The 22,310-nt window shown below is 60.6% G+C and carries 21 protein-coding genes; 6 read left to right on the top strand and 15 right to left on the bottom strand.

The features are described 5' to 3' along the window. Window positions 1–61 precede the first annotated feature (61 nt). The 6 genes from GQX66_RS04695 to ribBA form a co-directional block, all read right to left on the bottom strand. Window positions 62–1,213, bottom strand: coding sequence for an integrase core domain-containing protein (locus GQX66_RS04695; RefSeq protein ID WP_074690342.1), 1,152 nt, complete (start codon window positions 1,211–1,213; stop codon window positions 62–64). A gap of 271 nt (window positions 1,214–1,484) precedes the next feature. Continuing rightward, window positions 1,485–2,639 carry an ABC transporter ATP-binding protein gene (locus GQX66_RS04690; protein WP_102688317.1) on the bottom strand — a complete coding sequence of 385 codons (1,155 nt, stop codon included), beginning with the start codon at window positions 2,637–2,639 and terminating at the stop codon, window positions 1,485–1,487. A gap of 16 nt (window positions 2,640–2,655) precedes the next feature. Continuing rightward, on the bottom strand, window positions 2,656–3,465 hold the full coding sequence (locus tag GQX66_RS04685) for an ABC transporter permease (protein ID WP_007957396.1): 810 nt from the start codon (window positions 3,463–3,465) through the stop codon (window positions 2,656–2,658). Window positions 3,466–3,471: 6 nt separating this feature from the next. Beyond that, window positions 3,472–4,416 (bottom strand): ABC transporter permease, encoded by a 945-nt coding sequence (locus tag GQX66_RS04680; protein ID WP_085746229.1) that lies wholly within the window; start codon window positions 4,414–4,416, stop codon window positions 3,472–3,474. Further along, entirely contained in the window at window positions 4,413–5,438 is a 1,026-nt protein-coding gene (locus tag GQX66_RS04675) for an ABC transporter substrate-binding protein (protein WP_240867069.1), read from the bottom strand. Before GQX66_RS04675 ends, GQX66_RS04680 begins: the two co-directional genes overlap by 4 nt. 166 nt (window positions 5,439–5,604) lie before the next feature. Further along, window positions 5,605–6,714, bottom strand: coding sequence for a bifunctional 3,4-dihydroxy-2-butanone-4-phosphate synthase/GTP cyclohydrolase II (gene ribBA, locus GQX66_RS04670; protein WP_240867058.1), 1,110 nt, complete (start codon window positions 6,712–6,714; stop codon window positions 5,605–5,607). A gap of 65 nt (window positions 6,715–6,779) precedes the next feature. Between ribBA and GQX66_RS04665 the strand changes: the two genes are divergently transcribed. Together GQX66_RS04665 and GQX66_RS04660 are read left to right on the top strand one after the other, a co-directional pair. Then, entirely contained in the window at window positions 6,780–7,073 is a 294-nt protein-coding gene (locus tag GQX66_RS04665) for a DUF1330 domain-containing protein (RefSeq protein WP_085746231.1), read from the top strand. Between the two features lie 138 nt (window positions 7,074–7,211). Further along, on the top strand, window positions 7,212–7,694 hold the full coding sequence (locus GQX66_RS04660; protein WP_240867055.1) for a hypothetical protein: 483 nt from the start codon (window positions 7,212–7,214) through the stop codon (window positions 7,692–7,694). Between the two features lie 57 nt (window positions 7,695–7,751). Here the strand turns inward: GQX66_RS04660 and GQX66_RS04655 are convergent, their stop codons facing one another. Genes GQX66_RS04655 through GQX66_RS04625 form a run of 7 tightly spaced genes read right to left on the bottom strand, consistent with a single transcriptional unit; the run spans window position 7,752 to window position 12,962 of the window. Continuing rightward, window positions 7,752–8,315: an NUDIX hydrolase gene (locus GQX66_RS04655; RefSeq protein WP_240867051.1), complete on the bottom strand. Its 564-nt coding sequence runs from the start codon at window positions 8,313–8,315 to the stop codon at window positions 7,752–7,754. 1 nt (window position 8,316) lies between these two features. Continuing rightward, window positions 8,317–9,069 (bottom strand): GntR family transcriptional regulator, encoded by a 753-nt coding sequence (locus tag GQX66_RS04650; RefSeq protein ID WP_039766879.1) that lies wholly within the window; start codon window positions 9,067–9,069, stop codon window positions 8,317–8,319. Between the two features lie 58 nt (window positions 9,070–9,127). After that, window positions 9,128–9,517, bottom strand: coding sequence for a carboxymuconolactone decarboxylase family protein (locus GQX66_RS04645; RefSeq protein ID WP_134023300.1), 390 nt, complete (start codon window positions 9,515–9,517; stop codon window positions 9,128–9,130). A gap of 12 nt (window positions 9,518–9,529) precedes the next feature. Continuing rightward, window positions 9,530–10,015, bottom strand: a complete 486-nt coding sequence (locus GQX66_RS04640; protein ID WP_007957406.1) for a flavin reductase family protein — start codon at window positions 10,013–10,015, stop codon at window positions 9,530–9,532. Window positions 10,016–10,027: 12 nt separating this feature from the next. Next, window positions 10,028–11,509: an aldehyde dehydrogenase gene (locus GQX66_RS04635; RefSeq protein WP_085603065.1), complete on the bottom strand. Its 1,482-nt coding sequence runs from the start codon at window positions 11,507–11,509 to the stop codon at window positions 10,028–10,030. After that, window positions 11,506–12,339, bottom strand: a complete 834-nt coding sequence (locus GQX66_RS04630) for an alpha/beta fold hydrolase (protein ID WP_240867039.1) — start codon at window positions 12,337–12,339, stop codon at window positions 11,506–11,508. The genes GQX66_RS04635 and GQX66_RS04630 overlap by 4 nt, the downstream gene beginning before the upstream one ends. Before the next feature lie 32 nt (window positions 12,340–12,371). Beyond that, a complete protein-coding gene (locus GQX66_RS04625; protein ID WP_007957412.1) occupies window positions 12,372–12,962 on the bottom strand; it encodes an amino acid synthesis family protein in 591 nt (196 codons plus the stop codon). 222 nt (window positions 12,963–13,184) lie between these two features. On the opposite strand from GQX66_RS04625, the gene GQX66_RS04620 reads away from it, so the two are divergent. The 3 genes from GQX66_RS04620 (at window position 13,185) to GQX66_RS04610 (ending at window position 17,850) form a co-directional block, all read left to right on the top strand. After that, the gene (locus tag GQX66_RS04620) at window positions 13,185–14,153 is read left to right on the top strand and encodes a hypothetical protein (RefSeq protein ID WP_240867036.1); all 969 of its coding nucleotides are present in this window, start codon (window positions 13,185–13,187) and stop codon (window positions 14,151–14,153) included. A gap of 255 nt (window positions 14,154–14,408) precedes the next feature. Continuing rightward, window positions 14,409–15,437: a YCF48-related protein gene (locus tag GQX66_RS04615; protein ID WP_085746236.1), complete on the top strand. Its 1,029-nt coding sequence runs from the start codon at window positions 14,409–14,411 to the stop codon at window positions 15,435–15,437. Window positions 15,438–15,465: 28 nt separating this feature from the next. Further along, the gene (locus tag GQX66_RS04610; RefSeq protein ID WP_240867033.1) at window positions 15,466–17,850 is read left to right on the top strand and encodes an RND family transporter; all 2,385 of its coding nucleotides are present in this window, start codon (window positions 15,466–15,468) and stop codon (window positions 17,848–17,850) included. A 265-nt stretch (window positions 17,851–18,115) separates the two neighbouring features. Here the strand turns inward: GQX66_RS04610 and GQX66_RS04605 are convergent, their stop codons facing one another. Together GQX66_RS04605 and GQX66_RS04600 are read right to left on the bottom strand one after the other, a co-directional pair. Further along, window positions 18,116–18,835 (bottom strand): FadR/GntR family transcriptional regulator, encoded by a 720-nt coding sequence (locus GQX66_RS04605; RefSeq protein WP_011334609.1) that lies wholly within the window; start codon window positions 18,833–18,835, stop codon window positions 18,116–18,118. 208 nt (window positions 18,836–19,043) lie between these two features. Beyond that, window positions 19,044–20,780, bottom strand: coding sequence for an IlvD/Edd family dehydratase (locus tag GQX66_RS04600; RefSeq protein ID WP_240867030.1), 1,737 nt, complete (start codon window positions 20,778–20,780; stop codon window positions 19,044–19,046). 193 nt (window positions 20,781–20,973) lie between these two features. Between GQX66_RS04600 and GQX66_RS04595 the strand changes: the two genes are divergently transcribed. Then, on the top strand, window positions 20,974–22,296 hold the full coding sequence (locus GQX66_RS04595; protein WP_240867028.1) for an MFS transporter: 1,323 nt from the start codon (window positions 20,974–20,976) through the stop codon (window positions 22,294–22,296). The last annotated feature ends 14 nt before the right edge of the window (window positions 22,297–22,310 follow it).

Here is a 22,310-nt window from a genome sequence, read left to right as displayed (position 1 = left end):
CCCTCACTGTAGAGACCGGTACATCCTTTACACATTAGACCGGGGACATCGTTTACACCTTTTACAGGCTTGATACGCGGTTGGCACCGCGCTCAAGCCTGCCTAAACAGAAGTTGCAAAGGTACAGCTCCCACACGTCATCAGCCACTTCCTTCAGCGCGATGTCCTCGCCGATCAGCGCCTCGCCCAAAAACATTCGTTGCCCCTTCCACTTGAACTCGCCGTTCGAACGAACCTTGCGTACCTCAACCTCAGGGCCATATTCGACCGCGGGCAAGTAGCCCGGATACGGGCGCAACGAAGGTCTGTATACGGAAGCCGGCGGTTTCATGCCCAGTGCGGTGTGTGGTCGATCATGGTTGAAGTCCTGAACGAACTCTTCAAAGGCCAGCTGCTGGCGTACGAGATTTTCCGCAGGTGTTCGCAGTACCGCTGCTTTGAGGGTGCGGTGCATCCGTTCGTGTCGACCGTTCTGGTCAGGACGCCCTGGTGTGATTGTCTCGATATGGATGCCATGCCTGATGAACCAGACGGACAGCTTCGACAGCCGCGCCAAACCGGTCGATGCGAAAGGCGCCCCGTTATCTGTGCGGATTACGTCCGGCAATCCAAACTCCCGGAAAGCCCATTCGAATCCCTGTCGCGTCGGCTCGCTGTGCGTGCCGGGCAGCGCCCGGCAGAGCAGCAGATAGCGGCTCATCTGATCGGTAATGGTCAGCGGATAGCACCAATTGCCGTCCTGCATCCTGAACTGCCCTTTGAAGTCGGCACACCAGGTCTGGTTGGGTTCATCGGCCGGGCGTAAATGCGTCGGAGCACGCGGGCGCAAAGGATAAGGGCGCCGCGCAATGACCAAGCCAGCCTTCTTCAACCACTCACCAGCAGTGCTCGCGGCCGGCCATGGGATCTGTGGATCGGACTTTCGCAGGCGATCAATGATCTGTTTGGGACCTCGATCCGGATGCTCGTTTTTCTTGGCCAGCAATGTGGCGATGATTTCATCCGGGGTTTGATGAGGGCAGTTCAAAGGCTTGCGGGATTGCTCTTTCAAGCCATCCACACCGAGCGCTGCATACCGATCCAGCCACTTATCGACGGTTGGCCGGCTGACCCCATAACGCCGGCTCAATTGGCTCTTGGTGTAGCTGCCACTGAGCCAGTCACTGACTAATTTCACTCGTTGATCCATCGGGGACTCTTGATTCCAGGGCATGGTCAGCACCTCCTGACCATGATTGATACCTGTAAACCATGTCCCCGGTCTCAAACGTAAAGGATGTACCCGGTCTTTACCCACCCCAGCCCTCTCCCGGAGGGAGAGGGAGCCTACCGAGTTGTCTGGCGCACTACATCGACCTGAAAGACCGTGTTGATTGTGGATTCAAAGCAGCTCCTTCAGGTCGGCATATCTCTTCAATATCCCCCAATCGGCTCCCTCTCCCTCCGGGAGAGGGCTGGGGTGAGGGCGGGCAGGCGACTCGGTGTTAATGAGCCCCCGCCGCTTTGTTCAAATCGCTCTCAGCCCACTCGGTATAGACGCAAGCATCCGCCGTCGCCCACCGCACCCGAACCGGATCCCCAGCCTTCAGCGGCATCCCCGCCGCCGACAACGCCTTCACTGTCATCGAAGTCCCACCCGACGTGACCACACTGCAAGTCTGACTCTCACCCAGAAACAACACCTCGACCACCTTCGCCGAAACCTCATTCCAGCCCCCCGCCAATGGCTCACTCGCCGCCTGCTGCACACTCAACGCCAACGCCTTCTCCGGACGCACCATCAACAAAACATCCTGCCCGGTCTGCAATCCAGCGGTGAGACGGATCGACAGCGACTGCCCCTCAAAACTCGCCGCCGCATTGCCCTGCGCCTTGAGCTTGAGAAAGTTCGAGTTACCGAGAAACGACGCCACAAACGCATTCGGCGGATTCTGATAAAGGTCATACCCGCTGCCGAGCCCGACAATCTTGCCGTGACTGAAAATCGCGATGCGCTGGGACAGGCGCATGGCTTCTTCCTGGTCGTGGGTCACGTAGACGATGGTGATGCCGAGGCGGCGGTGCAGCTGGCGCAATTCATCCTGCAAGTCTTCACGCAGTTTCTTGTCCAGCGCGCCGAGCGGTTCGTCCATCAGCAGAATGCGCGGTTCGTAAACCAGCGCCCGGGCGATGGCGACCCGTTGCTGCTGGCCGCCAGACAGTTGCGAAGGGCGGCGATGGGCAAATTGTTCGAGCTGCACCAGTTTCAGCATCGCATCGACGCGTTTGTCACGCTCGGCTGCAGCGAGTTTGCGGATCGCCAGCGGGAACGCGATGTTGTCGCGTACCGACAGATGCGGGAACAGCGAATAACGCTGGAACACCATGCCGATGTCGCGCTTGTGCGGCGGCACGTTCACCAGCGACTGGCCGTTGACCAGGATCTCGCCGCTGCTCGGGGTTTCGAAGCCGGCGAGCATCGACAACGTGGTGCTTTTGCCCGAGCCGCTGGAGCCGAGGAAAGTCAGGAATTCGCCGTCCTTGATGTCCAGCGAAATGTTGTCCACGGCTGCGAAATCGCCGTAGTGCTTGTTCAGGTTGCGCAGGCTGACCAGGGGTTTGTCGCTCTGCTGGGATGCGTCTTTGATCACGGCACTCATGTCGTACTCCTGGCGCTCATGCGCTGATTTCGTTGCGCCGGCGCAGCGCGGCGGCGATCACCATGACCAATACCGACAGGCCGATCAGCAGCGTCGAAGCGACGGCGATCACTGGCGTCAGGTCCTGGCGCAAGGTGGTCCACATTTTCACGGGAAGGGTTTGCAGGGTCGGGCTGGCCATCATCACGCTGAGCACCACTTCGTCCCACGAAACGAGGAAGGCGAAGAGAGCGCCGGCAACCATGCCCGGACGAATCGCCGGGAACGTCACTTTGAACACCGCTTGCAGGCGCGAGGCGCCGCAGATCACCGCCGCATCTTCAATCGACTGATCGAACAGCTTCAGCGAATTGATGATCGAGATGATGGTGAACGGCAGCGCGACGATCACGTGGCTGACGACGAAGGCGAACATCGTCCCGGTGTAGCCGAGCTTGAGGAACAGCGCGTACACCGCCACGGCGATGATCACCAGCGGCACGATCATCGGCAGGGTGAACAGGCCGTAGAGCATTTCCCGGCCGGGGAAGCGTCCGCGCACCAGCGCAAAGGCCGTCGGCAAACCGAGGGCGACGGCGCAGATCGTGGTCAGCACCGCGACCTTGAGGCTGGCCAGCGCTGCGCTCATCCAGTCGGCGTTGGAGAAGAACTGCACGTACCATTTCAGCGTCCAGCCCGGTGGCGGGAACACCAGCCACTGGGACGAACCGAACGACAGCAGGACGATGAACACGATCGGCAACAGCAGGAACAGGCCGATCAGCCCGGTGGTGAAATACAGGCCGAAGCGCATCCGGCGACTCATGGCATTGGGCGTCAGAAGCATGTCGGCTTACCTCGCGTTACTGGCGCCAACCGGAGATTCCGGCTGCAGCTTCAGGTAGACGTAGAACAGCACCAGCGTGATGACGATCAGCAACGCGGCGCCGGCGCTGGCCAGGCCCCAGTTGAGGAACGACTGCACCTGCTGAATGATGAATTCCGGCAGCATCATGTTCTGCGCCCCGCCCAGCAGCGCCGGGGTGACGTAGTAACCGAGCGACATCACGAACACCATCAATCCGCCGGACGCCAGACCCGGCCGGCACAGCGGCAGGAACACCCGGAAGAAGTTGGTCCAGGGACTCGCGCCACAGATCGAACCGGCCTGCAGGATCATCGGGTCGATGGCCTGCATGGTCGCCTGCAACGGCAGCACGATGAACGGAATCATGATGTAGCTCATGCCGATCACCACGCCGGTCAGGTTGTGCACCATTTCCAGCGGTTGATCGATGATGCCCATGGCCATCAAGGCTTTATTGATGACACCCGAAGCCTGCAACAGCACCAGCCAGGAATAGGTGCGGGCGAGGAGGCTGGTCCACATCGACAACAACACGATGTTGAGGATCCAGCGGCCCCAGCCCCGTGGCACCAAGGTGATTGCCCAGGCCAGCGGGAAGCCCAGCAGCAGGCTGAACACCGTCACCAGTCCCGCTACCGAAAAGGTGTTGAACAGCACCCGGGCGTAGGCCGAGTTAGCGAACAGTTGCTCATAGTTGCCGAGGCCCGGCACCGGTTCCAGCACGCCGCGCAGCAACAAACCAATCAGCGGGGCGAGAAAGAACAGACCGAGGAACAACAGCGCCGGCGCGAGGTTGCCGGCGCCGCGCCAGCGTTGCTTGAGGGACGGGGCTTGCGCCATGGCACTCGCCTTGCCTGAAGCCGGGCCGGCAGCGCTCGGGGCGCTCCCGGTGGCAGTGGAGGGACGGGATGCGGTGGCCGCCATTTTCATTTGACCAGCCATTCGTTCCACCGTGTCGCGATGGCCGGACCGTTCTTGGCCCAGTACGCGAAATCAAGAGTGATCTGATCCTTAGCGTAGGCAGTCGGCAGGTTCGGGGCCAGCGTCGAGTCCAGACGCGCCACGCTGTCGACGTTGACCGGGGCGTAGGCGGTCAGATTGGAGAAGTCGGCCTGGCCTTTGGCACTGCTGGCGCTGGCCAGGAACTTCATCGCCGCGTCCTTGTTTTTCGAACCCTTTGGCACCACCAGAATGTCGGCCATGACCAGGTTCTGTTTCCAGCTCACGCCGACCGGTGCGCCGTCTTCTTGCAGGGCATGAATCCGGCCGTTCCAGAACTGGCCCATGCTCGCTTCACCGGAGGCCAGCAGTTGCTGCGACTGCGCGCCGCCGCCCCACCAGACGATGTCTTTCTTGATGGTGTCGAGTTTCTTGAAGGCGCGATCGAGGTTCAGCGGGTAGAGCTTGTCGGCTGCTACGCCGTCGGCGAGCAGGGCCAGTTCAAGCACGCCGGGGCTTGGCCATTTATAGAGGGCGCGTTTGCCGGGGAAGGTCTTGGTGTCGAACAGCGCGCTCCAGTCCTGCGGCTTGTTGGCGCCGAGCTTGCCCTCGTTGTAGCCGAGGACGAAGGAGAAGAAGAACGAGCCGACGCCGTAGTCGCTGACGAAACGCGGGTCGATCTTGTCGCGCTGGATCTGTTTGAAATCGAGGGGTTCGAGCAGACCTTCGGCGGCGGCGCGCAGGGCGAAGTCGGCTTCGACGTCGACCACGTCCCATTGCACGTTGCCGCTCTCGACCATGGCCTTGAGTTTGCCGTAGTCGGTCGGGCCGTCCTGCACGACGGTGATGCCGCTGGCCTTGCTGAACGGATCGGCCCAGGCCTGTTTCTGCGCATCCTGGGTGCTACCGCCCCAGCTGACAAAGTTCACACTCTCGGCGGCCATCGCGGCCTGACCGGTCACGCTCAGCAGTCCCGCAAAAAAGATCGCGGTTGCAGCTTTGTTCAACACCATTTTTACGCCCTCATTGTTGTGTTTTTGAGCGGGCTTGCGTTGTTGCCCGCCTGTCGGGAGCAGTAGCTGGACGGTTTTTCAGGTCGTCCGGTCTATGGAATATCATATTATGGTATTCCAAACTTTGTGCAAGCACTTTGCCTTACCGGCTATCTGGCAAACAGGGTCATTCGGTGAATGGAATGCTCTCAACCACCTCAAGATCGTACCCAGTCAACCCGGCATATTTTAGCGGCGGGCCCAAGTGGCGCAGCTTGCCAACGCCCAGGTTCTGCAGAATCTGCGCCCCAGTCCCGACCTCTGAATAGATCCGCGATTGCGAGCGGCTGAACTGCCGAGGCGGCTGAGTCAGTTGCGGAATGCGCTCCAGCAACGCCTGGGAAGACTCATGATTGGCCAGCACCACGACCACGCCATGCCCCTCGGCAGCGACCCGTTGCAGCGCCGCCCACAACGTCCAGTTCGATGGCCCGCTGTACTCGGCACCCACCAGATCCCGCAGCGGATCGATCACGTGCACGCGCACCAGCGTCGGCTCTTCACGGCGCAGCTCACCCATGACCATCGCCATGTGCACCCCACCCTCGATGCGATCTTCGAAGGTGATCAAACGGAATGTGCCATGCACCGTCGGCAACTCCCGTTCGCCGATGCGCTCGATGGTGTGTTCGGTGCTCAGGCGATAGTGGATCAGGTCGGCGATGGTGCCGATCTTGATCCCGTGCTTGCGCGCGAAGACTTCCAGATCCGGACGACGGGCCATGGTGCCGTCGTCGTTCATCACCTCGACAATCACCGAGGCGGGCGTGAAACCCGCCAACCGCGCCAGATCACAGCCGGCCTCGGTGTGGCCGGCACGGGTCAGTACGCCACCTTCCTTGGCGCGCAGCGGAAAGATATGGCCGGGCTGCACCAGGTCTTCAGCGCGAGCATTCGGCGCCACCGCAGCGGCCACCGTGCAAGCGCGGTCGGCAGCAGAAATGCCGGTAGTCACACCGACCGCCGCTTCGATGGAAACCGTGAACGCCGTGCTGAACACGCTGCCATTGCTCGGCACCATCTGTTCCAGCCCCAGGCGCTGGCAATGATCGTCGGTCAGGGTCAAACAAATCAGCCCCCGAGCCTCACGGGCCATGAAACTGATCGCCTCGGACGTGCAACGGTCGGCGGCCAGCAGCAGGTCACCTTCGTTTTCCCGGTCTTCGTCATCGACCAGCAACACCATTTTGCCGAGGCGATAATCTTCGATGATTTCTTCGATGCTGTTGAAGGCCATGCTGGACTCTCGATGTGGATGAATTTCGTGGTATACCATAATACAAAATCAACCAAGAGGTCACTATGAAGGCGTACTGGATTGCACACGTGGACATCAACGATCCCGATCACTACAGCCAATACACCCAGCGCGCGCCGAAAGCGTTCGCCGAGTTCGGCGCGAAGTTTTTAGCCAGAGGCGGGCGCAGCGAAGCAATGGAAGGGCGGGCGACGCCACAGCGCAGCGTGGTGATTGAATTCGACAGTTATGAGCAGGCCGTGGCGTGCTACCGCTCGGCGGCGTATCAGGAAGCGAAGAGCTATCGCGAGGAATGGGCGAGGGCGGAGATTGTCATCGTTGAAGGGATGGCGCCGTAACGTCTTGCTTGTAAACCCGCAGGAACTACAGAATCGAACGTGGCCGCGATCTTTTGATTTTTTTCTGGATCAGGAGATCGTCCGCCGGACGGAATTTAATGCCTGCGGGTTTGCACGGTGTGCTCTAAGGGAATATTGATGCGCATGACAAAAGGAATGTTTTCAGGTAGGCGAGTGGGCCTCTGGCTAGTGGCTGCACTATTTGTGAATGCAGTCTTTCTGGCTTTTCTGATTTTCGGGAACAGTGCGAAGGGACGCGATCTGGAGATGGTTAAAACCAAAGAACCCCTGCTGATCGAGGGGCAAGGTGGCGATGACAATTACTATGTCCTGCCGATGGGGACAACGCTATATCACGATAAAAGCTTTCCTGAAGGGCACGATCGTTATGTGGTGTATCTGAATCACAAAGGTGCCATTGCCCACGAAGAAGTCCCAATGAAGCCTGAATATGGCGGATCTTTTATCGATCCTCTTTGGCTCTCCAATATTGATGCCGATACCTTGAAGGACATTTTCAAGCGTTTCCCGCTCTCCAAGAAAGACATCTCCGCTGCTCTCAAAGCCAATGAAATCACCAAAGATGATTTGGCGGATATCATTCGTGCGATGCCGGACTGAGCACCTATCTACCGAGGAATCGGGCCGGGCTCTGTATCCCTTGCAAGTGACGGCTGATCAACGCATGAAATGAATCTTGCCGCTGTCGTCATTGCCCATGTACATGCCATACACCCCGGCCTGGCGTTCCTCGATGTAGCGTTCGAGGATCTGCCGGATCGCCGGGTAGTAGATCTGCTCCCACGGGATGTCTTCCGGGGCGAAGAATTTGCAGGCGAGGGTTTCCGGACCGTACTCGCCAGTGATTTCCAGCGCGATGGCGCGGAAGATGATGTAGACCTCGCTGATCTTCGGCACGCTGAAGATCGAATACGGCGAGACGATTTCCGCGCGTACGCCGCTTTCTTCCCAGACTTCGCGCAGGGCGGCCTGTTCGGTGGTTTCGCCGCTTTCCATGAAACCGGCGGGCAGGGTCCAGGTGCCGGGACGCGGGGGAATTGCCCGTTGGCACAAGAGGTATTTGCCGTCCTGCTCGATGATGCAGCCGGCGATGATCTTCGGGTTTACGTAGTGGATGTAGCCGCAACTGCGGCACATCAGGCGCTCGTGCGTATCGCCCGGCGGCACTTGCTGACTGAGGTCAGCGCCACCGCATTTCGGGCAAAAGCTCGGGCTGAACATGTCAGTGACCTATGCGCGGTTCTTTCAGCGCGATGGGCAGGGTGATTGGCGGTGTGTCGCCCGTCTCTTCCTGTTTGCGCTTGAGGTAATCGAGAGCGACGGCAGCCGCAGCGCGCACGTGATCGACGCACGCCTGATGCGCCGCCAGCGGATCGCCGCTCTTGATCGCCTCGACCATTTTTTCCATCTCGTGATTACTGGCGCCGCGACGGTTTTCCTGGGACACCGACGTCGCGCGCAGGTAGCTGATGCGCGCCTGCAACTGACGCAGCTGAGTGGCCGCGACATGGTTGCCCGAGCCTTCCAGCAGCACGTCGTAGAAACCCTGTACCGAGTCGATCACCTGCTGCAGCTCGCCATCCTTGAGCGCCTTGCGGTTCTCGTCGAGGGCTTTTTCCAGGGCCTTGATGTCCTTGGCCTTGGCGCGCAGGGTGAACAGCTGGACGATCAGGCCTTCGAGCACGCAACGCAGCTCATAGATGTCGACGGCATCGGCGAGGGTGATGATCGCCACGCGCGGGCCCTTGGCGTCGGCGAATTCCACCAGGCCTTCGGATTCCAGGTGACGCAAGGCTTCACGCACCGACGTACGGCTCACGCCCAGGCGATCGCACAGATCGCGCTCCACCAGGCGATCGCCCGGCAGCAGCTGGAAGTTCATGATGGCGCTTCGCAGTTTATCCAGCACGATTTCGCGCAGGGTGACGGGGTTGCGATTGACCTTGAAGCTGTCGTCGAGTGGCAGGCGTTTCATGGGGTCCGCTCTTTAAGGTGACTGTCCATGCCAGACGGGCATCAAAACAGCCGAGGGGTTAACTGGAGGCCTCGGCGTCGGCTTCGGCGAAGGCTTCACGGGCGAGCCGGAAACTGTCCACGGCTGCCGGGATGCCGCAATAAATACCGACCTGAAGCAGAATTTCGCGTATTTGCTCACGACTCAGGCCGTTACGCAAGGCGCCGCGCACATGCAGTTTCAGTTCGTGCGGGCGGTTGAGCGCCGAGATCATCGCCAGGTTGATCATGCTGCGCTCCTTGAGCGACAGGCCTTCGCGTCCCCAGACGTGACCCCAGCAGTATTCGGTGACCATTTCCTGCAGCGGGCGGGTGAAGTCGTCGGCGTTCTCGATCGAGCGCTGCACATAGGCTTGGCCCAGCACCTGGGTGCGGATCTTCAGGCCTTGCTCGTACTTTTCGTTGCTCATGTGTTTCTCCGCTCAACCCAGTGTCGGCAAAGCGCCGAGCTTGCCCTTGTGATAAATCATCGGCGTCACCGGTTGCTCCGGCAGGATCAGGTTCTTCACCGCGCCAACGATGATCGCGTGGTCGCCACCGTCGTATTCACGCCACAACTCGCACTCGATGATCGCCGTGGCCTTGGCGAGGATCGGGTTACCGAGCTCGCTCAAATGCCACTCGATGCCGTTGGCCTTGTCCTTGCCTTTGCCGGCGAAGGCGTAGGCCTCGGCGGTCTGGTCGGCGGACAGCAAATGGATCGCGAACTTCTTGCTGTCGCGCAGCACCGGGTAGGTGTCGGAAGCGTAGTTGGGGCAGAACAGCACCAGCGCCGGATCAATCGACAGCGCACTGAAGGCGCTGGCAGTGATGCCGACGATGCCGCCATCCGGGTCGAGGGTGGTGACCACCGTGACCCCGGACGGAAACGAGCTCATGACGTCTTTGTAAATGCCGGGTTCGATCATGTCGCAGGACTCCTAACGCATCACAAACGGATCAGGCATCGGCGCCTGGGAGAGGTTGATCCACACCGTTTTCAGTTCGGTGTAGGCCAGCACCGAATCGATGCCGCTTTCGCGTCCATAGCCACTGTTCTTGAAGCCGCCGATCGGTGCCATGGCCGACACTGCGCGGTAGGTGTTGACCCAGATGATCCCCGAACGCACGTCCCGGGCCAGACGATGGGCGCGGCCCAGATCGCGGGTCCAGATGCCGGCGGCGAGGCCGAACTGCGAGTCGTTGGCGATCGCCAGCGCTTCGGCTTCATCCTTGAACCGGATCACCGAAGCCACCGGGCCGAAGACTTCTTCCTGCATGATCTTCATCGAATTGCGATCGCATTCGAACAGCGTCGGTTCGTAGAACCAGCCGTCACCGACGCCGCTCGGGCGCTTGCCGCCCAGACGCAGACGCGCGCCCTCGGCGATGGCATCGGCCACCAGACCTTCAACCACCGCCAGTTGCTGCGCGGTGGCCATCGGGCCCATTTCGCTGCTGTCGTCCTGTGGGTTGCCGATGCGTATGCGCTGGGCGCGCTCCACTAGTCGGCTGACGAATTCGTCGTAGATTTCATCCTGCACCAGCAGTCGCGAACCGGAGACGCAGCTCTGCCCGGACGCCGCGTAGATCCCGGCGATGGCGCCGTTGATCGCGCTGTCGAGATCGGCGTCGGCGAAGATAATGTTCGGCGACTTGCCGCCCAGTTCCAGCGACAGCTTGGCGAAGTTCTCGGCGCTGCTGCGCACCACATGCCGGGCCGTGGCCGCGCCGCCGGTGAAGGCAATCTTGCGGATCAGCGGATGGCGGGTGAGGGCGGCGCCCGTGCTCGGGCCGTAACCGGTGACCACGTTGACCACGCCCGGCGGAATCCCGGCTTCGAGGGCCAGGCGCGCCAGCTCAAGAATGGTCGCCGAGGCGTGCTCCGACGGCTTGATCACGATGGTGTTGCCCGCCGCCAATGCCGGTGCCAGTTTGATCGCGGTCAGATAAAGCGGGCTGTTCCACGGAATGATCGCGGCGACCACGCCCATGGCTTCGTGCACGGTGTAGGCGAACAGATCGGGTTTATCCAGCGGCAGGGTGCCGCCTTCGAGCTTGTCGGCAAGGCCTGCGGTGTAGTGGAAAAACTCCGGCAGATAACCGACCTGACCCCGGGTTTCGCGGATCAGTTTGCCGTTGTCGCGGCTTTCCAGCTGCGCCAGTTGTTCCTTGTTCTCGGCGATCAGGTCGCCGAGACGACGCAGCAATTTGCCGCGCGCGGTGGCGGTCAAACCACGCCATGCCGGGCTGTCGAAGGCGGTCTGCGCGGCTTGAACGGCGCGTTCGACGTCGGCCTCGTCAGCGTCGGGCAGTTCGGCCCAGGGTTCGGCCAGCGCCGGGTTGAGGCTTTCGAAAGTCTTGCCGGAGAGGGCGTCGACCCATTCTCCGCCGATGCACATCTGGAAGCGTGCGAGCGTCATGCAACGATCCCCTTTATATGGTTTTGTCGGGAGTGTGCGGTGTCGAGAAATTCCAGCAGCGTCTGGTTCACCAGCCGTGGCGACTCTACCGGCATCATATGCCGTTGCTCCGGCAGCACGGCAACCTTCGCACCGGAAATGCGCGCGGCCAGTTGCTCGGCCATTTCCGGGGTCGATCCGGGGTCCAGTTCGCCGGTGGCGATCAGCGTCGGCGCCTGGATGCTACCCAGGTCGTCGGCGCGGTACATGTCCTGGGTGGCGAACAATTCGTAGGTGGTCAGGTAACCCTGCGGATCATTGCCGGCCAGGGTCTGGCGGATCGCGGCGATCTGCGCCGGGTTGGCCGCCTGATATTCACGGCTGAACCAGCGCGACAGCGCCGCTTCGGCATTCGCGTCGGGCCCGTGTTCGGCAGCTTGAGCGGTGCGGGCGATGACGCCGGCGCGTTGCTCTTCGCTGCGGTTGAACACGCTGTTGAGCACCACCAGGCTTTTCAGGCGGTCCGGGTAATGCAGGGCAAACGCCCGCGCCACCAGACCGCCCATGGAAAAGCCGATCACCGACGCCTCGGGCAATTGCAGGTGGTCGAGCAGTTCCAGCAACTGATCGGCATAGCCGAGCAGGGCGGTGCCGCTGGCCGGTCGCGGGCTGGCGCCATGGCCGAGCATGTCGTAGGCGATCACCCGGTATTGCGTGGCCAGGCCAACGATCTGGCCGCCCCACATTTCTTTGTTCAAGCCCACGCCGTGGATCAACACCACGGGTTGGCCAACGCCTGTCGCCAGATAACTGGTGCCGGCCGGGGTGAGTTCAGCGGTGAGCCGAATCATGGAGCGCTCCTGCAATGCCTTTTTTATTGTGATTACTGGGCTTTTTCGGCGGCCAGTTCTTCCAGATCGATGTAGCGGTTGCCGATGCGCGGATGCAGGCGACCACCGTCGGCGCAACCGAGCACCACGACGATTTCGTCGGCGCGCGGGGCGTCTTCGATCTGCATTTCCAGGGTTATGTAGTGCGAGCGCAGGCCTTCGTCGTCCTTGTGCATCATCGGGATCTGAATCGAAGTGCCCGGACCGCCGCGCTTGTTGGTGAAGCTCAGGTAGCTCTTGGCCTTGACCGCTTCGCGATAGTGATTGCCGAAGCGCAGAGTGTGGATCACCGCCGACGCGTGCTCGATTTCGCCGTCGGCGCCGACCACCGCGGCTTTGCCGTAAGCCTCGATCTTCTCGGCACCGCCGATGATGCCCACTAGACGCTCGACCATCATCGCGCCGAGGTCGGAGCAATTGGCGCGAATCTGCGGCTTGAGGTCTTCGACAAAGCCGTTGCCGACCCACGGGTTTTTCATCACGACGGCCAGGCCCACCATGGTCACCGGGGTGTCGGAAGCCTTGCCGCCTTCAATGAAGGTCTCTTCGACATAGCTGACGATCTTGCGAATTTCGAAACTCATGAGCTGCTCCGTAGGGGATAAAGAGTGTCTGTGCGTCTGATGGTATACCATAATACCGATCGTGCAAGCCTCCCATTCGAATTTGTACGAGATCAGATGGACGGCATGCGCAAGCGCCACGCCATTCAGGGGCGGCAGTTCAAATGTTTAGAGGCGTTGATCGGATAAGCGGAAGGCTTGAGATAACATTGTCCGATCTGAGAGAAAGGACGCTCGCGATCAATGCTCCCCTACATTGCTACCTATTTGATTTTCGCTTTCGTACTGGAAGTGGCCAGACGCTGCATGGATGGCCCGATGTTTGTCAGAACAGGTTCGAAACACTGGCCCTGGAAGCTCAACTACAGCATTCGATGGTGGGGGTTCGACGAGTATCTGGCGGCGCTGACCCTTGTGTCGCTGGCGCTGCTGCTGTTGCTCGCTTTATGGACCAGGCTGGGCAGCCCTGCGGATCTGAGTGTGGTCTTGCAGGTGTGGGTCACCCTGTGCCTGAGTTCATTGGTCCTCTCGATCAGATATTTCAATCTGGTCGCAAAATTCAGGGAAAACTTCTGGTGGCTGGCCCTCACCGCGGCCTTGATAACGTTGGGTATCGGCCAGTTTGCGAGTGCCTGGGCTGACTATTTCATCGTTCACTACACGCGAGTCGAAGCCACCCAGTTTCCCGTCGCACAAAAGACGCTGACGTTGCTGATACTTGCATTCACTTGGCTATACGCCGCGACGATGCTGGGCAGTCTCATTGTCATCGTCACATATATGTTCATGAATGAAGTGAAGCCGACATTCCGCGAGTCGGCGAAGCGCGATCCTCTGTCAGCGCCGTTCTGGAAAAAATACAAATCCGGTCGTAGCCACATCAGGCGCGCGACCATGCGCTGGATTGTCCTCGGCGTGTCTCTTTTCACCGTCAGCAGTTCATGGAGTGTGTGGGTTTTTGTTCTCAAGCATGTCGAAGAAGGTGTTCAGGAAGCGCTGATATTCGCCTCGTTTCATCTTCATCCGCGCGAATGCGCCATCCCCGGGATGCCCCATGGCGCCAGAGCGGCATTGATCAGTGAAAAAAAAGCGGTTGTCGCAATTCCGGGGGCCAAGGGTTATGTCTTCGAGACTATGCCCTGCGACATGCAGTCGATTCGGGTTCTGAAAGATGATGCGGCTCAGAGGTTGAAGCTGGATGATTATTTTTGACGAGGGGCAGCAGATCCGGGCTCATCAGCCCGGCGAATACCTCTTCATTCACTCGCAACCCGTTCCTTCGCGGTTAACAAAAGATAACGTTGCGCCGATTGTCAGACGTTTCGAATGCCCGATAGGATGAGCCAGCTTCCGAAGGGGCTCTGGATGGCGGGTTTCAGGACTATGCTTGTGACCAGGCAGTCACCGTGAGCACCCTTGCGGCGCCCTTAAGGTCCATGACCAACAATAATAAACAGGGGAAGGTCTATGAGTCGTTGCCGCCCGCCGGCGTTACGCAACACCGCGTTGCTGGCCACAGCACTCTCTCTGCTGGGCTTTGCCACATTGTCGGCGCCGGTTCTCGCCGCCGAAGCGCCAGCCGACGTGGTCTATTCCACCGAATCGGCCAAGGCCTCGAAAAGCCTGATGCTCGATGTCGTTCACGCCGGAACCCGGCTGGTGGCGGTTGGGGATCGCGGGCACATTCTCTATTCCGACGATCAGGGCAAGACCTGGACCCAGGCCAAAGTGCCGAGCCGCCAGTTGCTGACCGCCGTGTATTTCGTCGATGACAAGCACGGCTGGGCCGTCGGCCACGACGCACAGATCCTCGCCAGCGAAGACGGCGGCCTGACCTGGACCAAACAGTTCGAAGACCTCAAGCGTGAGTCGCCGCTGCTCGACGTCTGGTTCAAGGACGTCAACAGCGGCCTGGCCGTGGGTGCCTACGGCGCGCTGCTGGAAACCACCGACGGCGGCAAAAACTGGGAAGACGTCAGCGACCGCCTCGACAACGAAGACCAGTTCCACCTCAACGCCATCGCTTCCGTAAAAGACGCCGGCCTGTTCATCGTCGGTGAGTCGGGCAGCATGTTCCGCTCCGCCGACTGGGGCCAGACCTGGGAAAAACTCGAAGGCCCGTACGAAGGCTCGCTGTTCGGCGTGATCGGTACGGCGCAGCCGCAAACCCTGCTGGCCTACGGTCTGCGCGGCAACCTTTACCGCTCCACCGATTTCGGCAGCACCTGGGAGCAGGTCGAACTGAAAGCTGCGCGCGGTTCGCTGGAGTTCGGCCTGTCCGGTGCCACACTGCTCGAAGACGGCTCCATCGTCATCGTCGGCAACGGCGGCTCGGTGGTCAGCAGCAGTGACAACGGCGAAACCTTCAGCGTGTTCAACCGTCCGGATCGCATCTCGCTGTCGTCGGTCACCGCCGCCGGCAACGGCAATCTGATCCTGAGCGGGCAGGGTGGCGTTCGGGTGACTACTGCGAACGGCGCCGAGCTGGGCAAATGAGCCGAATCAATAATAAGAAGGCGGGGCTATGACTTCCTTGAGCACTCATCATCAGGACAAGGCGACGTTTCTCGAGCGCCTGATCTTCAACAACCGCCCGGCAGTGATCGTGATCTGCCTGCTGGTCAGCATTTTCCTGTTCTGGCAGGCCACGCTGATCCGCCCGTCCACCAGTTTCGAAAAGATGATCCCGCTCAAGCATCCGTTCATCGAGAAGATGATGGAGCACCGCAACGATCTGGCGAACCTGGGCAACACCGTGCGTATTTCGGTGGAAGCGAAGGATGGCGACATCTTCTCCAAGGAGTACATGGAGACCCTGCGTCAGATCAACGACGAGGTGTTCTACATCTCCGGCGTCGACCGTTCCGGCCTCAAGTCGCTGTGGAGCCCGAGCGTGCGCTGGACCGAAGTGACCGAGCAAGGTTTTGCCGGCGGCGAAGTGATCCCGCAGAGCTACAACGGCTCCCAGGACAGCCTCGATCTGCTGCGCAACAACGTGCTCAAGTCCGGTCAGGTCGGGCGTCTGGTGGCCAACGACTTCAAGTCGAGCATCGTCGACATCCCGCTGCTGGAGTCCTACCCGGACCCGCAGGACCAGGGCAAGTTGCTGGCGCTGGACTATCGCCAGTTCTCCCATGAGCTCGAAGACAAGATCCGCAACAAGTTCGAAGCGCAGAACCCCAACGTCAAGATCCACATCGTCGGCTTCGCCAAGAAGGTCGGTGACCTGATCGACGGCCTGGTGATGGTGGTGATGTTCTTCGGCATCGCCTTCGTCATCACCCTGATCCTGCTGCTGTGGTTCACCAACTGCCTGCGCAGCACTGTGGCGGTGTTGAGCACCACGCTGGTGGCGGTGGTCTGGCAACTCGGGTTGATGCACTTCTTCGGGTTCGGCCTCGATCCGTATTCGATGCTGGTGCCGTTCCTGATCTTCGCCATCGGCATTTCCCACGGCGTGCAGAAAATCAACGGTATCGCCCTGCAATCCGGTGAGGCGGACAACGCGTTGACGGCCGCACGGCGGACATTCCGTCAATTGTTCCTGCCGGGGATGATCGCGATTCTGGCAGACGCCGTCGGCTTCATCACGCTGCTGATCATCGACATCGGCGTGATCCGCGAGCTGGCCATCGGCGCTTCCATCGGCGTGGCGGTGATCGTGTTCACCAACCTGATCCTGCTGCCGGTGGCGATTTCCTATGTCGGCATCAGCAAGCGCGCCATCGCCAAGAGCAAGAAGGACGCGCATCGCGAGCATCCGTTCTGGCGTCTGCTGTCGAATTTCGCCAACCCGAAAGTCGCGCCGATTTCCATCGCCCTGGCGCTGGTCGCCTTCGGCGGCGGTCTCTGGTACAGCCAGAACCTGAAAATCGGTGACCTCGACCAGGGCGCGCCGGAACTGCGTCCGGACTCGCGCTACAACAAGGACAACAACTTCATCATCAGCAACTATTCGACCAGTTCCGACGTGCTGGTGGTGATGGTCAAGACCAAGTCCGAAGGCTGCTCGCGCTATGAAGCCATGGCGCCGATCGACGAACTGATGTGGAAGATGCAGAACACCGAGGGCGTGCAGTCGGCGATCTCGCTGGTGACCGTGTCCAAGCAGATGATCAAGGGCATGAACGAGGGCAACCTGAAATGGGAAACCCTGTCGCGCAACCCGGATGTGCTGAACAACTCAATCGCCCGGGCCGACGGCCTGTACAACAACAGTTGCTCGCTGGCGCCGGTGCTGGTGTTCCTCAACGACCACAAGGCCGAAACCCTGGATCGCGCCGTGCATGCGGTGCAGGACTTCGCCAAGGAAAACAACAAGGAAGGCCTGGAGTTCATCCTCGCGGCTGGTAACGCCGGGATCGAGGCGGCCACCAACGAGGTGATCAAGAAGTCCGAGCTGACCATTCTGATCCTGGTGTACATCTGCGTGGCGGTGATGTGCATGATCACCTTCCGCTCGTGGGCGGCGACCCTGTGCATCGTGCTGCCGCTGGTGCTGACCTCGGTGCTGGGTAACGCGCTGATGGCGTTCATGGGTATCGGCGTGAAGGTAGCGACGCTGCCGGTAGTGGCGTTGGGCGTGGGCATCGGCGTGGACTACGGCATCTACATCTACAGCCGCCTGGAAAGTTTCCTGCGTGCCGGTTTGCCGCTGCAGGAAGCCTATTACCAGACCCTGAAATCCACCGGTAAAGCGGTGCTGTTCACCGGTCTGTGCCTGGCCATCGGCGTGTGCACCTGGATCTTCTCGGCGATCAAGTTCCAGGCCGACATGGGCCTGATGCTGACCTTCATGCTGCTGTGGAACATGTTCGGTGCGCTGTGGCTATTGCCGGCACTGGCGAAGTTCCTGATCAAGCCGGAGAAACTGGCGGGGCAGAAGGGAAATTCTCTGTTTGCTCACTGATCCGGTTGGCTGAAATGAAAAAGCCGCAACCTTGAAGGGTTGCGGCTTTTTTTATGGTGTGAGAGCAAAAGCCCCCTCACCCTAGCCCTCTCCCAAAGGGAGAGGGGACTGACCGGGTTGTGCTTCGTCAACCATCGACCTGAAAAACCGAGTCGATTACGGATTCAAGGCAGATCGTTCAAGTCGGTGTATCTCTCCAATATCCCCGGATTGGTGCCCTCTCCCCCTGGGAGAGGGCTAGGGTGAGGGCAGGCGGACTAAAGGCTTACGAAAGATCCGCCCCAAGCACAACACTCAAGGCGCTGCGCGCATCATCCAGCTGCACCAACGTCGCATGCCGAGCCCCCAACGCATCCCGATTCTCGATCGCCGTCAAAATCGCCTTGTGCCGAGGCAACGCCAGCTCATGCAGATTCGGCCGCTGATTCGAATGCTTCAACGCCTCGGCAATCGCCACCGCAAGCATGTTGCACAGATTGGCCAGCAAATCGTTGTGGGTCGCATCGGCGATCCGGCTGTGAAAGTCCAGATCCGGTTGCAGCAAGGCTTCCGGGGTCGGCGCCGCTTCCATGCGCTGGTAAGCCTCGGCAATCGACGCAATGTCGGCATCGGTGGCGTGCTGGGCGGCGAGGGCGGCGGCGGCGGGTTCGATGATGCTGCGCACGCTGGTCAGGACGTTGAAGAACTCGTTCTGCGGGCTGCTTTGCATCAGCCAGTGCAGCACGTCCGGGTCGAGCATGTGCCATTCGCGGCGTGGCTTGACCACGGTGCCGACGCGCGGTTTCGAATACACCAGGCCCTTGGCGACCAGCACTCGGGTGGCTTCGCGCAACACCGGCCGGCTGACCGCGTATTCCTCGCAGAGCAAGGCTTCGGCGGGCAGCTTGTCGCAGGGCAGAAAGCGTCCGGAAACAATCTGCATGCCCAGTTCCTGGACGATGCGCGAGTGCATGCTTTTACGGTCGGAAGGTTTGCGGTAATCCATGGGGAGTGGCGCGATCCTGAGCGATGGAGATGCCGCGCATCATAGCAGGCACGGCGTAATCTGGAGCGAGGCAATGATCGTTCCCACGCTCCGCGTGGGAATGCCTGAAGGGACGCTCTGCGTTCCAGTTCTCGAATGGGACACAGAGCGTCCCGGGCTGCATTCCCACGCAGAGCGTGGGAATGATCAGGGCAGGGGGACGGCGGTGTTAGTGGGAATGGCGGGGGACTTCAGCCCCTCGGCAACCTACCAGGAAGTCGAAATCGCAACCCTGATCCGCCTGCAGCACATGGTCGATATACAGCTGACGATACCCACCCACCAACAATTGCTGCGGCGGTTGCTGATCCGCCATGCGCGCCGCCAGTTCAGCGTCCGGAATGTCCAGATGCAAACGCCCGCTGGCGCAGTCCAGCTCGATCCAGTCACCTTCCTTCACTGCCGCCAAAGGCCCGCCGGCCGCCGCTTCCGGCGCGACATGCAACACAACGGTGCCGTAGGCCGTGCCGCTCATGCGCGCATCGGAGATACGTACCATGTCGGTCACGCCCTGCGCCAGCAGCTTGGCCGGCAGCCCCATGTTGCCGACTTCGGCCATGCCCGGATAACCCTTCGGCCCGCAGTTCTTCATCACCAGAATCGAGTTGGCATCGACGTCCAGTTCCGGGTCGTTGATGCGCGCCTTGTACATGTCGAAGTTCTCGAACACCACCGCGCGGCCACGGTGCTGCATCAGCTCCGGCGTTGCGGCTGACGGTTTGAGCACCGCGCCCAGTGGCGCGAGGTTGCCGCGCAACACGCAGATGCCGCCGTCGGCGCGGATCGGATTGTCGAGGGTGCGGATCACTTCGTCTTCACCGTAGATCGGCGCGTCCTTGGTGTTCTCGCCGATGGATTTGCCGTTGACGGTCAGCGCGTTCGGATTCGGAATCAGATTGGCTTCGCCGAGGCGGCGCAACACGGCCGGCAATCCCCCGGCGTAGTAGAACTCTTCCATCAGGAAACGCCCGGACGGTTGCAGGTCGACAATGGTCGGCATGCCGCGACCGATGCGGGTCCAGTCGTCCAGATCCAGCTCGACACCAATGCGCCCGGCGATGGCTTTGAGGTGGATCACAGCGTTGGTCGAACCGCCAATGGCCGCGTTGACCCGGATCGCGTTTTCGAAGGCTTCCTTGGTCAGGATCTTCGACAGTTTCAGATCCTCACGAACCATCTCCACCGCACGCATGCCGGACATGTGCGCCAATACATAACGCCGCGCATCCACTGCCGGAATCGCCGCGTTGTGCGGCAGGGAAGTACCGAGTGCTTCGGCCATGCAGGCCATGGTCGACGCGGTGCCCATGGTGTTGCAGGTGCCGGCCGAGCGGGACATGCCGCCCTCGGCCGCGAGGAAATCGTCAATCGTGATGGTGCCGGCCTTGACCTGTTCGCTGAGCTGCCAGACCACGGTGCCGGAGCCGATGTCCTTGCCCTTGTGCTTGCCGTTGAGCATCGGCCCGCCGGTGACGACGATCGCCGGCACGTCGCAACTGGCCGCGCCCATCAGCAGAGCCGGGGTGGTCTTGTCGCAACCGGTCAGCAGCACCACGCCGTCAATCGGATTGCCGCGAATTGCTTCCTCAACGTCCATGCTCGCCAGGTTGCGGGTGAGCATGGCGGTCGGGCGCAGATTCGATTCGCCATTCGAGAACACCGGGAATTCCACCGGGAAGCCGCCAGCCTCGATCACCCCGCGTTTGACGTGCTCTGCGATCTGGCGGAAGTGCGCGTTGCACGGGGTCAGTTCCGACCAGGTGTTGCAGATGCCGATGATCGGCTTGCCATGGAACTGATGGTCGGCGATGCCCTGATTCTTCATCCAGCTGCGGTACATGAAGCCGTTCTTGTCGGCCGTGCCAAACCATTGGGCGGAGCGCAGGGTGAGTTTCTTATCAGACATGATCGATTCTCTTATTGTAAGACTATTGTTTGCGAGCTTCGGCTAAACATATGCGCAAAATCGTCGCTTTGGAAGTGTTGTCGCATAAATAGTATTACTATATAGTCGTTTTCGACGGAGGGATGGCCCTGGCGATTTTCCGCGAGAGGCGTTCCCCGAGGTTCCATAAAAACAACAATCGGAGACCGATCTCATGAGCCAGGAACTGCGGCTTGTCCGGCGCATCACGCTGAAACTGATTCCCTTCCTGATCCTGCTGTACCTGATCGCCTATGTGGATCGCTCGGCCGTCGGCTTCGCCAAGCTGCACATGGGCGCCGACATCGGTATCGGCGATGCTGCCTACGGCCTCGGTGCCGGGCTGTTTTTCATCGGCTACTTTCTGTTTGAAATCCCCAGCAACCTGATGCTCGAACGCTTCGGCGCGCGGCGCTGGTTTGCGCGGATCATGATCACCTGGGGCGCCATCACCATCGGCATGGCCTTCGTCCAGGGCCCGCACAGTTTCTACGTGATGCGCTTTCTGCTCGGCGCGGCGGAGGCGGGGTTCTTTCCCGGCGTTCTGTACTACATCACCCAATGGTTTCCGGTGCGCCATCGCGGCAAGATCCTCGGGCTGTTCATCCTTTCCCAACCCATCGCGATGATGATCACCGGCCCCGTTTCGGGCGGTTTGCTGGGCATGGACGGCATCCTTGGCCTGCATGGCTGGCAGTGGCTGTTCATCGTCATCGGCACCCCGGCGATCCTGCTGACCTGGCCGGTACTGCGCTGGCTGCCGGACGGCCCGCAGCAAGTGAAATGGATGGACCAGGCCGAAAAGGACTGGCTGACCGGCGAGCTGAAAAAGGACCTGCAGGAATACGGCCAGACCCGTCACGGCAATCCTCTGCATGCGCTGAAAGACAAACGCGTGCTGCTGCTGGCGCTGTTCTACCTGCCGGTGACCCTGAGCATTTATGGCCTGGGCCTGTGGCTGCCGACCCTGATCAAACAGTTCGGCGGCAGCGATCTGGTGACAGGTTTCGTGTCTTCGGTGCCGTACATTTTCGGGATCATCGGCCTGCTGATCATTCCGCGCAGTTCCGACCGTCTGAATGATCGCTACGGCCATCTGGCGGTGCTCTATGTGCTGGGCGCGATCGGCCTGTTCCTCAGCGCCTGGCTGTCGTTGCCGGTGGCGCAACTGGCAGCGTTGTGTCTGGTGGCGTTCGCGTTGTTTTCCTGCACGGCGGTGTTCTGGACTTTGCCGGGGCGGTTCTTCGCTGGTGCCAGTGCTGCAGCCGGGATTGCGTTGATCAACTCGGTGGGCAACCTCGGCGGTTACATCGGGCCGTTCGTGATCGGCGCGCTGAAGGAATACACCGGCAACCTCGCTTCGGGCCTGTACTTCCTGTCCGGGGTGATGGTGTTCGGGCTGTTTCTGACAGGTGTCGTCTATCGCTTGCTGGAGCGCAAGCATGTACTGCCAGTCGAGCAATTTGCAGCGAGCGCACGGGGTGCGACGCGTACCTGATTTCGATCCAGGAT

The sequence above is a fragment of the Pseudomonas sp. B707 genome, assembly GCF_022496685.1.
GTDB lineage: Bacteria > Pseudomonadota > Gammaproteobacteria > Pseudomonadales > Pseudomonadaceae > Aquipseudomonas > Aquipseudomonas paraglycinae.
The sequence above is the reverse complement of the archived record's forward strand: the minus strand, read 5'-3'. Positions and strand labels throughout refer to the sequence as shown.